General features: G+C 49.2%; 19 protein-coding genes and 2 pseudogenes. 18 read left to right on the forward strand and 3 right to left on the reverse strand.

What is annotated here, in order from left to right; genetic code table 11:
• The first annotated feature begins 64 nt into the window (after positions 1–64).
• The 7 genes from QM579_RS08840 to QM579_RS08870 all read left to right on the forward strand — a co-directional run bounded on the left by QM579_RS08840 (position 65) and on the right by QM579_RS08870 (position 9,269).
• The gene (locus QM579_RS08840; protein WP_414998818.1) at positions 65–2,311 is read left to right on the forward strand and encodes a DUF4401 domain-containing protein; all 2,247 of its coding nucleotides are present in this window, start codon (positions 65–67) and stop codon (positions 2,309–2,311) included.
• Entirely contained in the window at positions 2,304–2,882 is a 579-nt protein-coding gene (locus QM579_RS08845) for a GDYXXLXY domain-containing protein (protein WP_414998800.1), read from the forward strand. The genes QM579_RS08840 and QM579_RS08845 overlap by 8 nt, the downstream gene beginning before the upstream one ends.
• 977 nt (positions 2,883–3,859) lie before the next feature.
• The gene (locus tag QM579_RS08850) at positions 3,860–4,495 is read left to right on the forward strand and encodes a peroxiredoxin (protein WP_414998801.1); all 636 of its coding nucleotides are present in this window, start codon (positions 3,860–3,862) and stop codon (positions 4,493–4,495) included.
• A 43-nt stretch (positions 4,496–4,538) separates the two neighbouring features.
• On the forward strand, positions 4,539–5,063 hold the full coding sequence (locus QM579_RS08855) for a V4R domain-containing protein (protein WP_414998802.1): 525 nt from the start codon (positions 4,539–4,541) through the stop codon (positions 5,061–5,063).
• 33 nt (positions 5,064–5,096) lie between these two features.
• The gene (locus QM579_RS08860; protein WP_414998803.1) at positions 5,097–6,122 is read left to right on the forward strand and encodes a diguanylate cyclase; all 1,026 of its coding nucleotides are present in this window, start codon (positions 5,097–5,099) and stop codon (positions 6,120–6,122) included.
• Positions 6,123–6,739: 617 nt separating this feature from the next.
• On the forward strand, positions 6,740–8,119 hold the full coding sequence (locus tag QM579_RS08865; protein ID WP_414998804.1) for an FAD-binding oxidoreductase: 1,380 nt from the start codon (positions 6,740–6,742) through the stop codon (positions 8,117–8,119).
• A 1-nt stretch (position 8,120) separates the two neighbouring features.
• On the forward strand, positions 8,121–9,269 hold the full coding sequence (locus QM579_RS08870) for a (Fe-S)-binding protein (RefSeq protein WP_414998805.1): 1,149 nt from the start codon (positions 8,121–8,123) through the stop codon (positions 9,267–9,269).
• Between the two features lie 84 nt (positions 9,270–9,353).
• Here the strand turns inward: QM579_RS08870 and QM579_RS08875 are convergent.
• A pseudogene (locus QM579_RS08875) lies at positions 9,354–9,557 on the reverse strand (IS1595 family transposase); the annotation flags it as partial.
• Between the two features lie 93 nt (positions 9,558–9,650).
• Here QM579_RS08875 and QM579_RS08880 point away from each other — a divergent pair.
• The 11 genes and pseudogenes from QM579_RS08880 (at position 9,651) to QM579_RS08930 (ending at position 18,351) form a co-directional block, all read left to right on the forward strand.
• Complete coding sequence (locus QM579_RS08880) at positions 9,651–10,190, forward strand: flavin reductase family protein (protein ID WP_414998806.1); 540 nt, start codon at positions 9,651–9,653, stop codon at positions 10,188–10,190.
• A 538-nt stretch (positions 10,191–10,728) separates the two neighbouring features.
• The gene (locus QM579_RS08885; protein WP_414998807.1) at positions 10,729–11,190 is read left to right on the forward strand and encodes a MarR family winged helix-turn-helix transcriptional regulator; all 462 of its coding nucleotides are present in this window, start codon (positions 10,729–10,731) and stop codon (positions 11,188–11,190) included.
• Positions 11,191–11,259: 69 nt separating this feature from the next.
• The gene (locus QM579_RS08890) at positions 11,260–12,696 is read left to right on the forward strand and encodes an efflux transporter outer membrane subunit (RefSeq protein ID WP_414998808.1); all 1,437 of its coding nucleotides are present in this window, start codon (positions 11,260–11,262) and stop codon (positions 12,694–12,696) included.
• Positions 12,697–12,707: 11 nt separating this feature from the next.
• Complete coding sequence (locus QM579_RS08895; RefSeq protein WP_414998809.1) at positions 12,708–13,430, forward strand: biotin/lipoyl-binding protein; 723 nt, start codon at positions 12,708–12,710, stop codon at positions 13,428–13,430.
• Positions 13,431–13,444: 14 nt separating this feature from the next.
• A complete protein-coding gene (locus tag QM579_RS08900) occupies positions 13,445–13,882 on the forward strand; it encodes an HlyD family secretion protein (protein ID WP_414998810.1) in 438 nt (145 codons plus the stop codon).
• 24 nt (positions 13,883–13,906) lie between these two features.
• Positions 13,907–15,451 (forward strand): DHA2 family efflux MFS transporter permease subunit, encoded by a 1,545-nt coding sequence (locus QM579_RS08905; RefSeq protein WP_414998811.1) that lies wholly within the window; start codon positions 13,907–13,909, stop codon positions 15,449–15,451.
• Positions 15,452–15,527: 76 nt separating this feature from the next.
• A complete protein-coding gene (locus QM579_RS08910; protein ID WP_414998812.1) occupies positions 15,528–15,719 on the forward strand; it encodes a hypothetical protein in 192 nt (63 codons plus the stop codon).
• 673 nt (positions 15,720–16,392) lie between these two features.
• The gene (locus QM579_RS08915) at positions 16,393–16,758 is read left to right on the forward strand and encodes a hypothetical protein (RefSeq protein ID WP_414998813.1); all 366 of its coding nucleotides are present in this window, start codon (positions 16,393–16,395) and stop codon (positions 16,756–16,758) included.
• A 146-nt stretch (positions 16,759–16,904) separates the two neighbouring features.
• Positions 16,905–17,033 (forward strand): annotated as a pseudogene (locus QM579_RS08920) (POTRA domain-containing protein); the annotation flags it as partial.
• Between the two features lie 212 nt (positions 17,034–17,245).
• A complete protein-coding gene (locus QM579_RS08925; protein ID WP_414998814.1) occupies positions 17,246–17,803 on the forward strand; it encodes a peptide synthetase in 558 nt (185 codons plus the stop codon).
• The gene (locus tag QM579_RS08930; protein WP_414998815.1) at positions 17,800–18,351 is read left to right on the forward strand and encodes a DUF4823 domain-containing protein; all 552 of its coding nucleotides are present in this window, start codon (positions 17,800–17,802) and stop codon (positions 18,349–18,351) included. Before QM579_RS08925 ends, QM579_RS08930 begins: the two co-directional genes overlap by 4 nt.
• Before the next feature lie 445 nt (positions 18,352–18,796).
• On the opposite strand, the gene gcvH is transcribed toward QM579_RS08930, so the two are convergent.
• Positions 18,797–19,177, reverse strand: coding sequence for a glycine cleavage system protein GcvH (gcvH, locus tag QM579_RS08935; RefSeq protein WP_414998816.1), 381 nt, complete (start codon positions 19,175–19,177; stop codon positions 18,797–18,799).
• 10 nt (positions 19,178–19,187) lie between these two features.
• Positions 19,188–19,929: FAD-dependent oxidoreductase (locus QM579_RS08940; protein WP_414998817.1), on the reverse strand; the 742-nt coding region annotated here is incomplete at its 5' end.

Below are 19,929 nucleotides of genomic sequence, written 5' to 3' on the forward strand. Positions count from 1 at the left end.
ATGTATATATTTCAAGCTATGAGAGCAGATTATGAATGAAATGATCCCTTCCGTGCATTCTGATATGAATACCCCCGTGGTGGAGCATGCTTCCACTGTTGAAGAATTTTTGCCGCCTCTGACCCGCGGCTCCCTGAGTTCTCTCTGTGATAGCGGGGGCATTTCGTCCTCGGCATGGTCCAAGGCTCTTGATTTTTGCGGATTCCGGCCAGACGGCAGCGCGTGGCTGGCTTATTGGCGTCAGGTTTCTTTACTTGGTGGCGTGCTTTTTTTTCTGGCAGGTCTGATCTGTTTCATTGCCTGGAACTGGGGCGATATGCGTCCTTTCGAGCGTATGGCTCTTGTAGGTCTGGTCGTTGCTGGCGGAGGTATCGGGGCCGTCGTTCGAGGGTTGGATACTCGCCTTGGGCAGGCCTTATTGCTGACCTGCGGGGTTGCAATGGGGCCGATGCTGGCCGTGTTCGGGCAGACCTATCAAACAGGTGCAGAGCTTTGGGAATTGTTCAAGGTATGGACGATTTTGCTGGTTTTGCTAGCTATTGCAGGCAAGCAGGCCGGGTTATGGTTTGCCTCCTGGCTTTCAGGCAATGTTTTTGTAGCTCTTTGGCTTGGGCGCAGTCTTTCGTCGCCCTATGATGCCTTTAGCCAGTTTTTTGTCCTTCCTGAATGGCTTTTTGTCATCGCCTGCGCCGTTGCACTTTGGGAATGGGCAGCGCGCAAGGCAGGGCAAAAGGAATCCCGCGCGTGGTTACGGTCGCGCTGGCTGCCCAGACTTCTTTTTTTTGATCTGATTGCCAGAACAACCTTCTATCTGATTATAGTTATTTTTGACGCCTACTATGTGGCGGATGGTTTGGTGTTATGGTTGCCTCATCAATTTGTTGCCCTTTTTGCGGTGAGCATAGCGGGGCTTTCGTGGTGGTGGTATAGAAAAAAAGAACCTGATTTGTTTATGCTTGCGTCATTGCTTGGAGCGGGCACAGTTATTCTGATAGCTGTGCTGGCCAAGAGCGAGCTGTTTTTTGATGCAGGCGTGGTTACTGCTTTTCTGCTGTGGGGCCTGCTTATTGCCGGCATCACAGCGGGATTGGCAAAAATTTTATTGCACTTGCAACGGAGTATGGTTTCCGAGCAAAAGAGCGAAGGCGCAACTTCTTTTGGCTTTGCTGTTTTTGGCCGTGCCCGGCCCGATGTTTCGTGGCAGACATTATGGAAAGATTTACAAGCCCAAGGTGCGGTACAGGCAGATGATTCCTTGCCAAGGTCGGGAGATCCCGCTTCCCCTTGGTATATACGACTACTGTTGTCATTGGGGGGCTGGCTGTCGGCGCTTCTTCTGGTTTGTTTTTTTGGTTTTTTGCTGTTTGCAACACTGGGAATCGATTCATATGAAGCGTTGAGCATTCTTGTTGTCTCTGTGCCCGTACTGTTTCTGGGCCGTACACTGGCAGCAGGGAATAAAATATTTTCGCGGCATTTTGGCTTTGCCTTGTCCATCACCGGTTCTGTTGGAATGTCCATTTTCCTCTTTTTGACATTCGACAAACCCATGCTGGCCTGCTTTGCGCTGGCAGTTCTGCTCGTTGGTATCAGCATCTTCATGCGTGCAGCCACCTATACCTTTTTGGCAGCTGCTACCATCAGCGGTTGTGTGGCAATTGGAATTTCATTCTTGCTCTATGGAGGAATGGGGGATGGGTTTTCTGCACATCTGGCAAGCATAGCTGTCAATCTTTCCACGCTATGGTGGGTACTGATAGGCTTAGGCTTGGCATTCTTCTGCGTGCGCGAAGAGAAATGGCGTGGCAGTTTGCGCGGGCCCATCGCTGACGCGTGGTTCTTCGGATTCTATGCGGGAATGCTGATATTTCAGATAATTGCTCTTGGATTGCCGTATGGTCTTAACCATTTTTTGAGCATGCCGGTTATCGGTGCGGGGGGGATTGGCTTGGGGGCATCTGTAGGGACAGCGTGCGTAGCTTTTTCTCTGACCCGGAAGCGAAGTTGGCAAGTACGGGCGGCAGTCATGACTGGTATGGTTATATTTATTGTTCTTTCGCGGTACCAGCCAGGAGCGGCTTTGGCTGTTTTCGGTCTTGTTCTGGCAAGGCAGTTGGGCAACGCTGTCATGCAAGGTTTTGTACTGGCGTATCTGCTGGCCTACATGATTTTTTACTACTACAACCTTGCAGTGCCTTTTTCGATGAAATCCGCCTACCTGACCATAACTGGTGTGTTGCTGCTGTTGCTTGCCTTGATTTTGCATATCTGGAAGGTGAAAATATCGAAACAGGAGGCAAGTCATGCGTAAGCTCTACATACTGTCGGTACTGATACTCTTTTTTGCTGGCTATGCCTTTTCTGTGCAAAAAATGGAAACGGTGCTTGCCGACGGCAAGACCATATTGTTGCCTTTAGCTCCCGTGGACCCCCGGGCGTTGCTCATGGGCGATTATATGGACCTCAGGTATATTGTTAATACCGACATTCGCGCAGCTCTGGCTAAAGCAAAAGTCGTCCGTGACGGCAGTAATCCATCACAGTCAAAAAGCAGGGCAGAGGATACGGCTGTAGAAGGGTTTGCTGTATTGCGTATTAGCAATGAACCCGTGCCACAAGCGGCGTCCTTTATCAGGTTGGATGATGGCAAGCCATTGCTACCCGGCGAGTTTCTTCTTGGTTACAGAATACGGGGACGTGCCGTTACCACCGTTGCTACAGCATTCTATTTTCAAGAAGGCACGGCCCGCCAGTATGAAAAAGCCCGGTTTGGTCAATTCAAGGTTGCTGATAATGGGAAGACTGTTCTTGTAGGGCTTTGCGATAAGCAGGGAAAACTGATTGCACCTGGGGCAAACGCCGATGCGAAAGATGAGGAGTAGCTATGTACGTATGTTCAACTTGCAGTACAGGTTGAGCATGTATTCTTTTTGTCGAGTAGACAGGAACGTATACAAGTATATCTGGCAGACAGCGATGTCAGGAACGCTTTTTCAGTTATTTCTGCGCAGAATGTATCCTTTTATTTCGGTCAAGTATCATTAGAGTAAACTTACTGCATAAAAGGCTGATTCTCTTTGATACAATTGAACACTTATCTTGTGACGATACTGTCTAAGATCATGCGGATTTTGGGGCTAATCAATGCCCATTTTCCCCGATAAAAGCCCAGTGGCACCTCATATGTCTGCATGGGCAGCAGGGTTCACAGGGGGGGCAATAACGACGCATTGCCAACGATCAGATACTGCGGTCATTTTCATTTCAGATAGGTCCAAAAGAGAACCTTTCTTTAATGAAAATGGCCGCTTTTTTGTTCACAAGACGAAATACGCCAGATTGAAGTGATTTCTGACTTTACCGCCTGATAGCTTGGATGAACAGTGGATTGTATGTTTGTATATGATCGATATTCTGTATTTTTTGTTTTAAATTATCCTGTATAAAAATAAATAATGTTCATATTTTGACTATTATGCTTGAATATATTGGTCATATTTGGCTGTTTTTTCAATTATATCTGTGTATAGATAAGATTGATTTTTTCAAAATCATTTGTTTGTATTTTGCTATATAAACAATTGAGGAGCATTTTGTTTGTTGCTGCCAGCTTGTAATAGGTAAAGCTGACTTTTGGGGGCTATATCCAGACGTGCGGTTATACTGCCCGCGCTCTTTCATGCTTTTGCGTCTGAGAGGCAGGGTGTGGTTACATTTCTGGCGGCCTTGTGCTGGCTGTTTTTTCGGGGTTTGCCTTTAACTACTATAGGCAGAATGCCATATGAAATTGAACCTACGCGTTTCGGTTTCTGTGAGTTTTGAAAATCAGTTGGATAGATAGCAAACAAGGAGTGCTCCAATGCAAGATAATGACGAAAATAGAAAATCCTGCCCGGTCGGGCTGGGGCAAAGGATCAAGGATTTTACTTTTTCCACATACAACCCTGGCTCAGACAGTTTTGAAGAGCACAGTTTTTCTGAATACAGCCTTTCCGGAAAATGGCTTGTTATTTACTTTTACCCGGCAGATTTCACTTTTGTCTGTCCAACAGAGCTTGCCGACATTGGCGGATATTACAAGCAATTGAGAAAGATGGGTGTTGAGGTTCTTTCCATTTCAACCGATTCAAAATTTTCTCATCTGGCCTGGTGCAAAGCAGAAAAATTGCTTCAGGAAGTCAATTTTCTGATGGCATCTGACACAACTGGAGAGATCGCAGATTTTTTTGGTGTGTATGACAAAGAAGCGGGGACAGCTTTGCGGGGCACGTTCATCATAAATCCTGATTCCATCTTGGTGGGTACAGAGGTCAATTATTACAATGTTGGACGAAATGCAGCTGAATTGGTGAGAAAAATGCGGGCTTATGTGTACGTAGATCAACATCCCCATCAAGCATGCCCGGCAGCTTGGGAAGAAGGAGAGGGCGTTCTTACTCCTTCTGAAGATCTGGTGGGTCGCGTTGCGGACTTTTGGGTGAACAGGCGGCGCTAGCACCTCACAGATGGAACCTCGTTAACTGACATAAGGGTGGTAAATGATGGTAAAAAGAAAATATACGTTTTCCTGGAGCACCATTGGTGACCAGTTGGCGATAGCGCGGCCAAGTCTTGGTGCAACTACGCGCGTTGAGGTGTACAGGCTGCTGCAATATACGCTACGTGATATTCTGGAAGAGGACTATGGCCATAAAAAGACAGATGATATTTTTCGCAGGGCTGGCGCGGTTGCCGGAAGAGAGTTTTACAATAAGTTTTGCACGGATGTCGAAGATGTTCCCGGTTTGGTGATGGTTATTGAAAACAAGTTCAGGGATCTGGGTATGGGGCTTTTTAGGGTTGAATCAATCAACCTCGAAGATTTGAGCTTTACGCTGAATGTTGAAGAAGATCTTGATTGCTCAGGCCTACCTGACACCAATGAACAGATATGCGTTTATGACGAAGGTTTTATTCAGGGAATTTTGGAATCTTTCACGGGCAAAAAATTTGAAGTGCGTGAAATTGACTGCTGGTGCACAGGCGCCCGCACCTGCCGGTTCAGCGCCAATGCCGTCGGTTAGAGATGAACTGAATTTGATGAGGATTACTCTTCTATGAACGGCAATAACCGCACTGAAATAGCTCACATGGTTCTTGGCTATGCAGAGCAATTGCTGGAAGCAACAAATCCTCCACAAATTCCTGAAGAATTTGCGGAAGACAATGAGTTTGTTCAGTTTCATGAAAAGCTGATGGATTTGCGAGAGATTATGGCGTCGTTCGCGCGCGGAGATCTCTCACAACAGATAACCTTGCGAGGCGTTGTAGCTGGATTCTCCAAGGCCTTACAGGCCAACCTGCGCCATATGGCCTGGAAGGTGCAACAGGTTGAAAGGGGTGACTATGCTCAACGTATGGATTTTATGGGAGATTTTTCATCTTCCTTCAATAAGATGGTTGTGCAGCTGGAAACAACCATTCAGGCATTGCAGCAAAAGGAAGAGGCTTTAACAAATCTTGCCGTATCTCTTCAGGAAGAAGCGAAGCGCCGTAGCGAAGCTCTTCAAAAACTGAAAAAGAGCGAGGCTGAATTTAAGTATCTTGCGCTACATGACCCTCTTACAGGTGTTTTCAATCGCCGTTCGTTCTTCTCCTTGGCCAAGGAAAAACTGGAAAATTCATTTGCCTTGCGCAAAGGCTGCTGCTTTTGCTTGTTAGATATTGATTATTTTAAAGTTTTTAATGATACATACGGTCATGTAGAAGGAGACAGCGCCCTGAAATTTGTTGCGGAACAGGCTCAAGCCAGCTTGAGGAAATCAGATATTATGGGTCGATATGGTGGAGAAGAATTTATTTTTCTTTTTTGTAATGCTGACTTGTCACAGGGGTATGTAGCTGCTGAAAGGATCAGATCTGCTATTGAAAACTCGCCACTGACGTTGGAAGACGGAAGAACTGTTACCGTGCATGCCAGCCTTGGAGTAGCAGGGGTATTGTATTCGTGGGAAGACATGTATAGTTGCAGTGAGTTGCAGGATCACGCCATAAAACTTGCTGATGCTGCATTGTATGCGGCAAAAGCAGAAGGAAGAAATAGAGTTTGTATGGCTCCTCTTAAAAATATTTGTGATAATTGAAAATGATGATGAAGAGTATTAGATGTAAAAATATTATACAAGTTTGTTTAAACTGGACACAATAAATTTTTGATGCCTGACATTTTAGCTATTTTATATCTATAATGAGGAAAAATTATGGCTACAGCAGGCAATACATGAACGTGAAACGAATCTTCAAATGTATAATTTGAAGTCTAAAAATTTATCACTGTTCTTTTGGCGGTCTTTTTCTCCTCAATATTCCTCCTCTCGACTTTCCCATCCTGATTTAAATTCCCTCATTTGCTGGTTGCGCTGGTAGCCGTTGAGGTTGCCTGCACGGTCAGCTGTGGCTATTTATTCTTGCCCCTTGTATAGGATTTTTCGGTTCACCTTTTCTGGAGGTTGAGCCTGCTGACTGCTAAGCAACCTATCGCTGCTGGCCGGACTATGCTCGGTGTGGCCCATTCTGTAGGCTGTTCGTGAGCCGTAACCAGGTCATGCATCCATATGTATGTCAGCATTAATATGAATGCATGATAGTCCCGTCAATAAACTGCATCACGCCATAGTTCATAAGGTTTTGTGGTGAATTGAAAATAAAGGGGCATACCATCCTGACATTTTCTTTGCTGTCACCTGATCTGGAGGATAATATGCCGGATAACTATACGACTTCACTCACTTCTGCGCATAAGAGATTTCTTGAAAAACTGTTCATGAATGGGGTGGCTTTTGACCCTGAAGTGCTGCGTGTTTATGCTTCTGATGCCAGCTTGAAGGTCGGTGCGGTGCTAGCCGTGGTTCGTCCTGAAAACAGCGATCAGATTTGCGAATTTATGCGATGGGCTGAAGCTGAAAATATTGCTGTTCACCCGCGCGGAAGGGGAACAAGTTTGTCTGGCGGATGTGTGCCCACCATTCCAGGCATAGTCATTTCAATGCTTGGCATGGATAGGATTCTGAATATTTCCAGGGAAGACTTTGTGGCTGTGGTTGAACCTGGCGTCAGCACAGCTCAGCTTCAGGCAAAATGCGAAAAACTGGGTATGCTGTACCCGCCGGACCCTGCCAGCGCCAAAGCCACCAGTGTGGGCGGCAATGTGGCTACCTGTGCTGGTGGCCTGCGTGCCGTTAAATATGGTGTTACCAGAGATTATGTAATTGGTGTTGAAGCAGTGCTGCCAGGCGGCAAATTGCTCCGCTTTGGGGGCCGTTCACACAAGGATGTTATTGGCCTTGATCTTGGTCGCCTGTTTGTGGGTAGTGAGGGAACCCTTGGCATAATAACCAAACTTGTTCTTAAGCTGATCCCCAAGCCCGAAGCTTCAGCTTCTGTGCTGGTAGGGTATCCCTCGCTTGATGTTGCCCTTGCCTCAATGGGCAGAGTATTTGCCGCAGGTATTTTGCCATGCGCCGTTGAATTCATGAATGAAACTGTATTGGAAATTTTGACCAAAACTGGCGAAGTACCCTGGCCGGATACTGTCAAATCACTCTTGCTTTTTCAGGTAGACGGCAGCAACGACACTGTACCATTTGAAAATGCCCGCCTTTCTCATCAGCTTCATGATGCGCTGTGGCGTATGGAAGGCGTGGGCAAGGATGAAGAAGACAAGATTTGGGCTTACCGCCGCAGAGTTTCAGCGGCTTCCTATGTTTTGGGGCCAGACCGTATTGGCGGCGACATGGCCGTTCCCCGTGGTTCTATTCTCAGTGCGGTGCGCCGTTTTGAAGAGATCGCCGCATCCAACGGCAAGTGTCTTATTGCTTTTGGCCACGCAGGTGACGGCAATATTCACGCAAATCTTCACTATGATGCCTCTGACCCAGATGATGTTCGGCGCACTGAGAAAACGCATCATGAGCTGGATGCGGCCGCTCTGGAATTTGGCGGCAGCCTTTCCGGCGAACACGGTGCTGGCTGCCTCAAAGACGTAAGCAAACAGCTCGGCAAGGATGAACACGCCCTGATGCTCGGTATTCGTCGTGTCTTTGATCCCAAGGGAATCCTCAACCCCGGCAAGGGGTATTAAGATGAAAAGAGGCTGCACTCAGTGTGGCGAGTGTCTGAACGTTTGCCCAGTGTATGAGATATTCAAGCGTGAGGAATACGCGCCCAAGGCAAAGCGTCTGCTCATGGAGCCACTTGACGACATGTACGGCAGCGGGGCGGAGGACGCCCTTTCCTGGGCCACAGTGCGTGAGCTGGCACGTATGTGCGCCGGGTGTGGCCGCTGCCAGCGTGCCTGTGCGCGTAAGCTGTCTACAGCTGATCTTCTTGCTGATGCCCGCGCAAAAAATCCCCATTGGACGCAGGCACTCTGGGAAGTATGGATACACAGGGCTGGCCCTCTTTGGCCTATGGCCGGAAAAATCGCTATGCTTGCGCCAGAGCCCATAGTGCCTGAAAATTTGCGCTCTCTGCTGGAAACTGCCCGTGCTCTGGTGGATATGCCGCCGTGTGCTCCCTGGATGTTGCTTCAACCACGCGAAAGTGTTCAGGGCAAACGTGTTGTTCTGTTCCGCGGGTGTACAGCAAAGAATGCGCGGCCACGCTGGGTGCAAAAAACAGAAAAACTGCTGTGGGCCTGGGGATACGATGTTCTTGATCCATCGGGGTTCACCTGTTGCGGAGGAACTCTGCATCATGCAGGGCAGTACAAGGCGCAGGAAAGTGCGCGTAATCAGAACCTGGAAGTATGGCGCTCGCTGGGCAAACCATTGGTGACCACATTCTGTGCTTCCTGTAAGCACAGTCTTGAGGAGTACGCTGGCTTGCTGACTGATGAGGAAGGCAAGGAGTGGAAAGAAAAGTGCCAGGCACTGTCTGCCTTGTTGGAAAAGCCGCGTATAGAAACCACCGGACAGGCTCCATCCGTCATAGCGTACCACCAACCCTGCCACTGGAATGCTGTGGACCCGGACATGCCTTTGCTCAAGCTTGGCCTGCCCGGTCTGAAAAAAGGTACTGGTCTATGCTGCGGCATGGGGGGCATCCTTAAAATGAGCAATCCTGGCCTGTCGATGAAGATAGCTCGAAAGTGTATTGAAGGGTTTGATCCAGAAGCCCGGCATGTCATTACCGGGTGCAGCGGGTGCGTCATGCAGCTTGCTTCTGCCGTTCCCAAGGGTATTGAGGTGCGGCATTGGCTGGATATTGTTGGTATTGGAGCTAAAGCATGAGAAAAATATTAAATATTTAGCGGTCGTTAGTCTTTTTGAGAAACATGCATAGCTGAGAGGTTTTTTAGGGTATTTTGAGGACGGTTTGTAGAAATCCTCGCTTATGTGGCTAGAGCGGAGTTGCATTTTTTCAAATGAAAGTAAAAAATGTGTTTTGCCAGCCCACTAAATCGCACAATGCGCGTCTTGCCGTAGGCCAAAAACTTTCAATGCCACTATAATATATGAATATTTATTGGCAAGTTCGTTGTTGCCGTGCTGTACTCTGAAGTGCTTCTGGTACCTAAGTCTACCCAAATTCCAGGATGAGCATATAGTGCCACTGTCCCGAGCAGTCTGGATGAATACCAATTGTTAGAAACAAAAAGGATGATAATACGTATGGAAAGAAAAAAAATAGTTGTCTCAGAGTATGCAAAAGAGATTCTTGAGGCTCTTCCCAAGGGTATTTTGCTTACAACCAAGACAGAGGGCAAAGTAAACAGCATGACAATCGGTTGGGGCACCCTCGGTATAGAGTGGTCAACACCAATATTCGTCGCCTTTATTCGTGAACACCGCTTCACGCGGGAACTGCTTGATAAAAATCCTGAATTCACCATCAATGTGCCGTTTGGGCCTTATAGCAAGAAGATAATTGGCATTTGCGGTGCCAAGAGCGGTCGGGATATGGATAAAATAAAAGAAGCGGGGCTTACACTTGTTGAGTCCGAAGTCATTTCGGTGCCTGCCCTTAAGGAATTTCCGCTTACCTTGGAATGCAAGGTCGTTTATCAGCAAAAACAGGATCTTTCAGCTCTTGCCGAAAAATTCATGTCAGGATGCTATCCGCAGGATGTGGACAGCTCGTTTGTCGGTGCAAACAAGGACGCGCATATCGCATATTACGGCGAAATTGTCAGCGCTTACATCCTTCAATGAATGATGTGTTCCGTGCCGGTTGCGGCTGGCACGGAACATGAGCGTTTACGGTTTGTATTGCCTTGAAGCGCTTGGGCACAGTGTCTGGCAGCTTGCAGGTCAAGGATAAATTGGGGCACGAGCGGGCAACTTGCACAACGGCAGCTGAATTTCGCTAGGTCGCATCAATTTATTCTTCTGGAAAAAATTGGGGAAAACATCTTAAATGTCTGCATCTTATGGTATATAAATTATTTAACTGAGGAGAACATGAGTTAGAAGAGGATGTTTAGCTCTCTTGTTTATGTTCTGAGCTCATATTTGTGGCAAAACTTGCCGATTTACAACCTGTTGCAGATTTAAAAAGTGGATGCTTGAAAAGCTGTAACAGCGGAACTTAATCCTCCAGAGTGCAAATATACCTGATCTGAAGCAGGAATCATGCTGGTCAGGCGAGGGTACACGAAGTCGGCAGCAGCCCAGCAGGTAGAAAATGAGCTTGACGTTATGCTGCCTAGGCAGTATATGCTCAGGCAGCAACGAGAGACTTAGGAAAATCATGCCGCAACATTATTTGTATACGTTTGAAAACTACTCCCCCCAGCGTAATCCGTTACGCTCAATCGTGGATATCACCAGCGCGATCAAGGCGATAGGTGATCGTAGGGTTGCCGACTTGGGCATCACTTGGGCGCAGTGGATTGTTTTAATCCGCATTGCCAGCAAAGTGGGAAGCACCGCTGCCGAACTATGTCGTGTAATCGAGTATGACAGTGGTTCAATGACACGCATGCTTGATCGATTGGAAAAAACCGGTCTGATTTACCGGGAGCGTAGTTCTGAAGACCGCCGGGTGGTCAACCTGCATCTAACCAAGGAAGGGCAGGATCTTTATCCTCAGCTGATATCCGTGGCTATAAACAACCTCAACCAATGCTTAAAGGGCTTTACCGCCGAAGAAATTGGAACTCTGATGGGCTTCCTGGATCGTATCGTCGCCAACCAAAAAGAACCTGCATAGCTATATTTTTTTGTCACATTTGCTGCTTAAGCAGTTACTGCTAAGGCAGCTAAAATGTAAGGACTGCCCATGCGCATCACCCTTCTGATAATCGCACCGCTTTTCGTCGTATTATTGACCGGTTGTGCCAACTGGCACGGTATCAAGCCAGAAGCCAAGGCTATTGATCCTTCCACTTTGGCCATCGAACAAAGCATCCGCGACGCTGGCAAGGGCCAGCCTTGGCCTGCCGAAGATTGGTGGGTTGGTTTGCACGACGAACAACTGAACAAGCTGGTTGAAGAGGCGTTGCAGGGCAGCCCGGCCCTGCGTTTGGCCCAGGCCCGGCTGCGCAAGGCAGACGCCATTGCCGGCATCAGCCGCTCGCGGCTTTTCCCGCAGCTGGATGCCAAAGCTACAGTTTCGGACGAGCGCTTTACCGCCAACGGGCTTTATCCAGCTTCTTTGGGCGGGGAGACCAAAACCAGAAACAATGCAGAACTGGTTGGCTCTTATACTTTTGATCTGTGGGGTGGCGATGAGGCCGCCTATCGCCAGGCGTTGGGCAATGCCAAAGTTGCGGAGGTGGACGCACAGGCCGCCCGGCTGGAATTGACCACCGCCATCGCCAGAACCTATGTCGCTCTGGCTGGCGAATATGACCAGTTGGACATCGATCACGATCTGCTGCGTCAGAAGACCGAAATTCAGAAATTGTCAGCCCAGCTTAATTCCGCTGGGCTTGGCAGCGACATCGAAAATCGGCAGGCCCAGGCAGCTATTGCTGCCACCACCGCTGGAATTTCAGTCAGCAAAGAGCGCATCGCCCTGCTGAAGCAGACCCTGGCGGTGTTGACTGGCGCATCGCCCGACCGTGGAGCAAGCATCAGCCGCCCAGCGTTGCGTCTGTTGGCTCCCGTCGGCCTGCCCAGCGAAATACCTGCTGAATTGATCGGACGGCGTCCTGATGTCGTGGCTCAGCGTTGGCGGGTCGAGGCGGCGGGGCACGGCATCGATGCTGCCAAGGCGCAATTCTATCCCAATATCAACCTGACCGCCTTTCTGGGCTTCGAGTCCATTGGCCTCAATAAGTTATTCATGAGCAACAGCCACATCTATGGTGTTGGTCCAGCCATTACTCTGCCGATCTTCGATGCCGGGCGTCTACGCGGCAATCTGAAGCAGGTCACCGCCGAACAGGACATCCAGGTGGAGCAATATAACGCCACCGTGTTGTCCGCCTTACAGGACGTGGTGGGGCAGTTGACCTCGTGGAAGGCCAATCAGGCCGCCTTGTCTGATCAGCGCGTGGCGGTCCGGCATCTCAGCGAGGCTTACCGCCTGGCCATGCTGCGTTACCGCGAGGGTCTCAGCAATTATCTTACCGTGCTTTCGGCTGAAGGCGAACTGATCGACCAGAAACGCAAGGAAGCGATTTCGCGCAATCGGCAGTATACCATCGCCATTGCTTTGACTCATGCCCTCGGTGGCGGTGTCGTGCCGCAACAGACAGTCACTAATCCATAAGGAATTTTGCTATGAGCACTCCCACTCCCGCAGCTCCTCAGCCGCTGATCCCGTCGTCCAAACGCAAATTTCTGATGGGCGTGGCCGCCGCCAGTTTTGCCGTCTTGTTTATCGGCTACGGTGTATATTGGTTCATTTCGGCCCGTTATGACGTCTCTACTGACGACGCATACGTCTCGGGCAATGTGATTCAGGTCTCGCCGCAGATCGCGGGCACAGTGATCGCCGTGCGTGCCGACGATACCGATTATGTTCAGGCCGGGCAGCCCCTGGTCAGTATCGACGATGTTGACACCCGTCTGGCGTTGGAACAGGCTAAAGCCATTTTTTCGCAGACGCTGCGCGAGGTTCGCGCCCTCTACAGCAATGAAGGCGCATCGGTCGCCTCCGTTGCGTCGCAGGAAACCAACCTGGCCCGCCTGCAAGAGGATCTGGCCCGCCGTCAGAAACTAGCCGGTACAGGCGCCGTTTCGGCGGAAGAGCTGAAGCATGCCCGTGATGCCGTACAGACCGCCACCGACCAAGTGAGCAGCATGCGCAAGCAGTTGGAGGCCAATCAAGTGTTAGTGGACAACACTACACTGGCCGATCATCCCCGCGTCAAGATGGCTGCCGCTCGTCTGCGTGAGGCATATCTGGCCTGGCGCAGGACACAGGTTCCCGCTCCGGTTTCGGGACAGGTTGTCCGGCGCTCGGTGCAGGTGGGCAGCGCACAGCCCCCGGTACGCCGTTGATGGCGGTGGTGCCGATGGAGCAGCTGTGGGTGGATGCCAATTTTAAAGAAGGCCAGTTGAGCGCCATGCGCATTGGTCAACCAGCTACTCTGACAGCTGATCTTTACGGCTCATCGGTGACCTATCATGGCAAGGTGGTGGGGTTGTCAGCCGGAACCGGCTCGGCTTTTTCTCTGCTGCCAGCCCAGAACGCCACTGGCAACTGGATCAAGGTGGTACAGCGCCTGCCTGTCCGCATTGCTCTCGATCCCGCTGAGCTGAAAGCGCATCCCCTGCGTATCGGCTTGTCGATGGTGGTCGCGGTAACGGTAAAGGACGAGACTGGCGCTCAGCTGTCGACTGGTAAGCAGGCCGATACTGTGGCCGAAACATCTGTGTTTTCGGATCTGGACAAGGATGTTGACCACCTGATCGTCGAATTGTCTGCCCAGAATAGTGGGCTGGCTCAGTAGCCTGATGCGAATGAAGGCGGCGCTATGATCTCCTATCCCCCATTGTCGGGTAATCGACTGGTTCTGGCGACTATTGCCCTGTCGCTAGCCACGTTTATGAACGTATTAGACACGACTATCGCCAACGTTGCTCTGACGACCATCGCTGGTGACCTCGGGGTAAGTGCAAGCCAGGGAACCTGGGTGATTACTTCGTTTGGTGTCGCCAACGCCATCTCTGTGCCGTTAACGGGCTGGCTGTTCATGCGGTTAGGGCAGTTGCGACTTTTTTTGGCCTCTGTTCTCTTGTTCGTGCTGACGTCATTTCTGTGCGGCATGGCGTCTAATCTTGGGATGTTACTGGCTTTCCGCGCCCTGCAAGGGCTGGTAGCAGGACCGATGATTCCGCTGTCGCAGGCCTTGCTGCTGCAATGTTATCCCAAGTCCAAGGCGGGCATGGCTATCGCCCTTTGGGCCATGACCACCGTGGTCGCTCCGGTGATGGGCCCGGTGCTGGGCGGCTGGATAACCGACAATGTTTCCTGGCCGTGGATCTTTTATATCAATGTTCCGGTCGGCCTCGCCTCAGCTTGGCTGACCTGGATTACACTCAGGGGGCGGGAAAGCGAAACGCGCCGCTTGCCCATTGACAAGATCGGCTTGGCCCTGCTTGTCATCTGGGTTGGCGCTGTGCAGATTCTTTTGGACAAAGGTAAGGACGAAGACTGGTTTAATTCCAGCTTCATCGTTGTATTGGCTGTGGTAGCCGTTGTGGCTTTCGTTTTCTTCCTGATATGGGAACTGACCGAAAAACATCCCATTGTTGACCTTTCTCTATTCAAAAGTCGTAATTTCGCCACGGGTACTCTTGCCATTACCGTCGGCTACGCCGTGTTCTTTGGCAACCTGGTCTTAATTCCTATGTGGCTGCAAAGAACAATGGGTTACACCGCCACTTGGGCAGGACTGGTAACGGCTCCAGTGGGCATTCTTGCAATTATTCTATCGCCCCTGGTGGGCAAAACCATCCACAAGGTCGACCCCAGAATTTACGCTTCCGTCGCGTTCTTGGTGTTCGCCGCTTGCGGCTTCTGGCGTTCCACTTTCAGCCCTGACGTTTCACCTTGGGACATCGCGGCCACTCATCTACTTCAAGGTTTGGCTATGGCGACCTTCTTTGTCCCCCTCACCACGGTCATCCTATCGGGGCTTGAGCCAAACCGCATTCCGGCCGCTTCTGGCCTCTATAACTTCTCCCGTATTATGGCAGGCTCATTTGCGGCCTCGCTTTGTGGAACGTTGTGGGAGGATGGTGCCATCCGGCACCACGCCTATCTGACTGAAAGCATTACTCCGTATTCGCACCAAACCGCCCAGTTTGCTGACCAGGCCGCCACGCTGCATCTGGCACCACAGCAGTTCTACGGCATGCTTGATAGGCTGTTGGAGATACAGAACTTCATCATGTCGGCAACCGATCTGTTCTGGATCTCGGGTGCTATGTTCATCGGCTTGTTGGGGTTGGTTTGGCTATCCAAGCCAGTCCGCCAAAGGGCCTCGGCCCCCGCTGACGCGGGCGGCGCGCACTGACCCTCTCCACAAGGACAAGGAATCATCATGCATTCGATACCGTCTTGGCTGCCATTGGCAGCAGCTCCGCCTTCCTATGGTTGGTATTAACGATGTTTTTTGGGTCCGGTCCAGTGTTGTCAACTTTTCTGCCCACATGACGCACGAATGCGACACTGCGACATTGAAGATAGGGTTGCGCACTCTACTGCGTCATGTGGGTAAAGATCAGGGAGACGCGGTCTTCCGTCCTCTGTATTTCTGCTACCTTAGCTTCAGGCAAGCGTGATATTGCTGTACCTTCGCGAGAAGTAAGTGATGCCATTGCGCCAAGCACACGCTGTAAAGACTCAGAGAAAAATTCGGAAATCCTGCTCGTTGGGTGTTACCCATAACACTGCTGTTAAACTTGGATTTGTTAAAAAAATGCTGTGGACAAGCGAACTGGAACGTGAAGGCATTGTGTAGAACCGGAATGGTGTAAGGAATTGCAGCCTCTACCCTACGGCCATGTGATGCCGTGATTATGCACAGCTCACGTGCTCGCAGCCATTAGTGAATGGTTGGTGATTGATGTGCGCCATTGCAAGGGGTTCATTCGCATGCTGCCCCGGGCGAATGGCGGCAATCAGGCGATATACTGTACAAAAGGGCTAAATACTCAGATAAATTTGGCCGTGAATGCATATATTTTCAGAAATATAGCGAATTGATGCTTGGGTGTCTGGATTTAAAAATGTTTGCCTTGTTGAAGGAATTTACCAGTCACAGGCCAATAAAAAATGAAAAAATATTTCATTTTTTTCATGGATAATATCTGACTGTAATTATTTGTCTTCTTGGGATGAGCTTTTAGCCAAGAAAATTAACTAGTTTAATACGGTTATTTAATTGTATTTTTTAAACACGATTGTGAAAGATAATCATTTGAGTAGGTTTATGTATTTTTATATGAACGTTCAATGAAAAAAATATGCCTATATTTATTAATATTATTTATCACTTTTCAGAGTTTTGCTGAGGCTGCTTCAAGAGACGGGGCTCAGTTTCGGCCTGAACAACATACTGAACTGTTTGATCATAAATTGTATCAGCTCGAAGAGCAGCCGCGAAGTCGTTTATTTACATTGCCGCCAGAACAAAAAGCAAAGCAGCTCGAACAGCTTCGGGATGCAGAGGAGCAGAGCATCCAGATTAAAAATTCAGTTTCGGGTGTAACGCTGCTTTTCCATCTCAAGTTAAATCCATCATTGCCCACTATGAATGGCAAATGCCTGACTCTAGGCGATATCAATACAATATTACAAGAAATATCAGGCCTATACTGAAGATGGTCTTGTAAGCTCAGATCCCGTACTTGAGCTACAGGATCTTTCCCGCGGCAGTCTGTATCAACATGTTGTGGAAGGCCGGGGTTGGAATCTACTGAAATACCTTCTGACTTAAGTATGCCTTCAAACGTTTTTTAACAGTTTTCCCTTTTTTCAAAGGATATGTTCTGAATCTTCTTAATGTTGAGCAGGGGGAGGATCAAATGAAACGTCTGCCTTCAAATCGAGCTGCGATGTCTATTGTACTTGGTACGCAGTTAAGCAGTAGTTAAATTATTATTGATAATATTCAAGAGTGCACATAGCGGCCTTTAGTGAAACGTCCAGCCGTTTCCTTTGTTAAGAATACAAGTGAACTATTATATCTTTTCAAAAATTCCTCACTGTGAGGAAAAGCGGTTGGCCACGCTTGGACGCGAAAATTATTACATAAGCTGCAGGAAAGGTCGCGAAATATGACAATTCTTAACTGCGTAAAGGGTCAATGTTCGAATCTGAGTTTCTTATTGGCCTGCAATGCGCTTGTAGCGCTCAACATGCCGAAACGGTTGCCCCTGCATCAAGCGAAATACTGCAACCGATGTACGCTCAGAGCTCTGTCTGGGTTGCCATAAGCCCACGACTGCCTGAAGACTTTTCAGATTCACCGGAATCGATTGCCGCGCAATTTAGTAAATGGATGCTTCCACAAGCCCGAGAGGCAATGTATAGCCCTGGAGTTGTTACAGCTGTTCAAGGTATGGCTGAAGCAAAAAAGAATGGAAGTGACTACCTGATCATGCTTGAGTTGGAGAAATGGAAGTCGCCAAGTCTGTCCGGCCCTTCTCATGAAGCGTCCCTTTTAATTAAAGTGACAGAAGTGTCGACAGGGGAGGTGCTCATGCAAAGCGATCTCAATGCAACATGCTACCTCATGGCAGTGGTGGTTGGCATGTCAACGCGCGAGTGTATACGCCCTGAGGTGAATAAGTGGAAGGAACACGCATTTAAGCCGAAAAAGGTTTCTGTACACACAAACTCTGAACCCGAGAGGAGCAAATGAAGAATATTCATTGGGCATTGCTGCTGATTGCTTTCATGTTTATGCATGGTTGTGCTGTGCGTACTGGCTCGACCAAGGTTGAAGTGACTGCGCTCAAGTCAGATCAAAATATTTCCTTACAAGGGAAGAAATTTTTTGTGGCTATGCCCACAGATTTCAGTAAGGGAGCTTCTGTCGAAAAGGATTCAGGTCTGCATACGCAGCAGGCACTGCAAAAGGGCTTACAAAAGCAGTTGGTTGGGGCAACATATGATGATGCTCCGCGTGCCACTTCTGAAGCCCTCGCAAAAGCCGTTGCTTCTAGAAATGACTATATGCTGGATGTTCGCATTGTTGAATGGCGAGACCCGCCTGCGAGTTTTCAGTTGGAGCGCGATAAGGGCGAGGTAATTCTTGCAGTCTTGGACGTTGAAACAGGAAAAATTTTACAGCAGGATAGTGTACTATGCACAGGCGTTGCCACGACCGTAAATCTTGTTGGGTTTTACAGTCCTAAAGATTGTCTTGTTAAGGCTTTTGAACAATGGGGCCGTGAGCGGTTCAAATAGAGCCTTTTTTGCTGTGCAGCTAAGCAACTTCTTAATGAAAAACATAAAATGATTACATACATCTAGCTGTAATCAGTAATGGTTTTGGGAGCCGATGGCGGGAGTTGGCACTTTATATTATTAATTTTTTAACTAGCCTAAATTATTATAATTTGTTTTGAGCGCAGAGCTTGTGCCCCTTTTGTGATCCTAGATTAAGTGATTGCTTTATACAGTTTACTTTTGCTGCCTCCAATGCCTTTGAGGTGAGGTATTGGCTGGATATGCGATGTCAAGAAAGAGCCGTTCGCTGCAATAAATCCTGGCAGCGAACGGCAGTATCATGTTTTATGAGGAAGAAAACCCGTCAGTATAAAGCACTGATTAAGCTTCCTGCGCGGCGTACGGGTGGCAGATTACCGGAGTATTTTCACCAGCGATCTGCCGTTTGCGGATGTAGAGGATATTACTGCTTAATGAGGGAAAAGTATTCTTCACTGCTCAAGCATCTTCCAGCAGCATGGCTGCCAGCAGTGACGCGTATCAGCCAGCCTTGCCCATAAGGATCGCTGTTAAGCAACTCAGGGGTGTCGGCAAGATCTGCATTTATTTCTGCGATTGTGCCGCCAATGGGCATGATGGCGTCACTGGTCACCTTGACAGACTCAATGGATGCGCAGGATTGCCCTTGTTCAAAATTGGCTCCCGTTTGTGGCAGATCCACAAATATCACGCTGCCAAGCTGATCCTGTGCATAGTCTGTAATGCCAATAAGCCAGGACCCATCAGGCTGTTCTTGTGCCCAAAGGTGATCTGAATGGTACAGCCTGTCGTCTGGAAAATGCATGTTGCTCTCCTTATATTCTGGGTGCGGTGGCTTTGGATGCTCGTATGGCCATAGGAATTATTTCATCCAGAGTTGGGTGAGCGAACATGACCTCATCCAGTCTGGCTTCTGTGTATCCATCCTTTATGAGTAATTGAGCTACTGTCACGAGGTGCGATACTCCGTGCCCAACAGCGGCGATACCTGCTATCTGTCCATCGAGCCAAACAATTTTTACAAAACCTGATGTGCCCCCGCTGGCCTGGGCAATCGGGTTGGCTGAAAGTGCAGCTTGGGATATGCCCACAGTCTTGCCCTGGTGCAAAAGCTCGCTGGCGGTTTTGCCAACACGCATGATCTCCATGCTGCCGTACACGCAGGATGGAACGGGACCCGGCGTATACGCGTCCTCAGTTTCGCCCAGAATATGTTTGGCTACATAGGCGGCCTGGTGCTCTGCCGCATGCGCCAGAAGGGTAAGTCCGTTAACATCCCCGATGGCATACAGGCCGGGCGCGCTTTGCAGTTTTTCGTCCACCTGAACATAGCCACGAGCTGTAAGGCTGCCGCCAAGGCTATCAGCAGCAAGGTTTTTTGTATTGGGAAAGCGTCCCACAGCAATCAAGGCTTTGGCTGCCGTGATGACGGAGCCGTCCTCAAGCTCCAGCCTTGCCTTGCCGTCAATGGACATTAAATTCTTGGCTTTTGTTCCTTCATGGCAGGTAATGCCCTTTTTGGTCAGGGCACGAAGCATTTCTTTGGCTATATCTGCG

Source organism: Desulfovibrio sp. (assembly GCF_047607245.1).
GTDB lineage: Bacteria > Desulfobacterota > Desulfovibrionia > Desulfovibrionales > Desulfovibrionaceae > Desulfovibrio.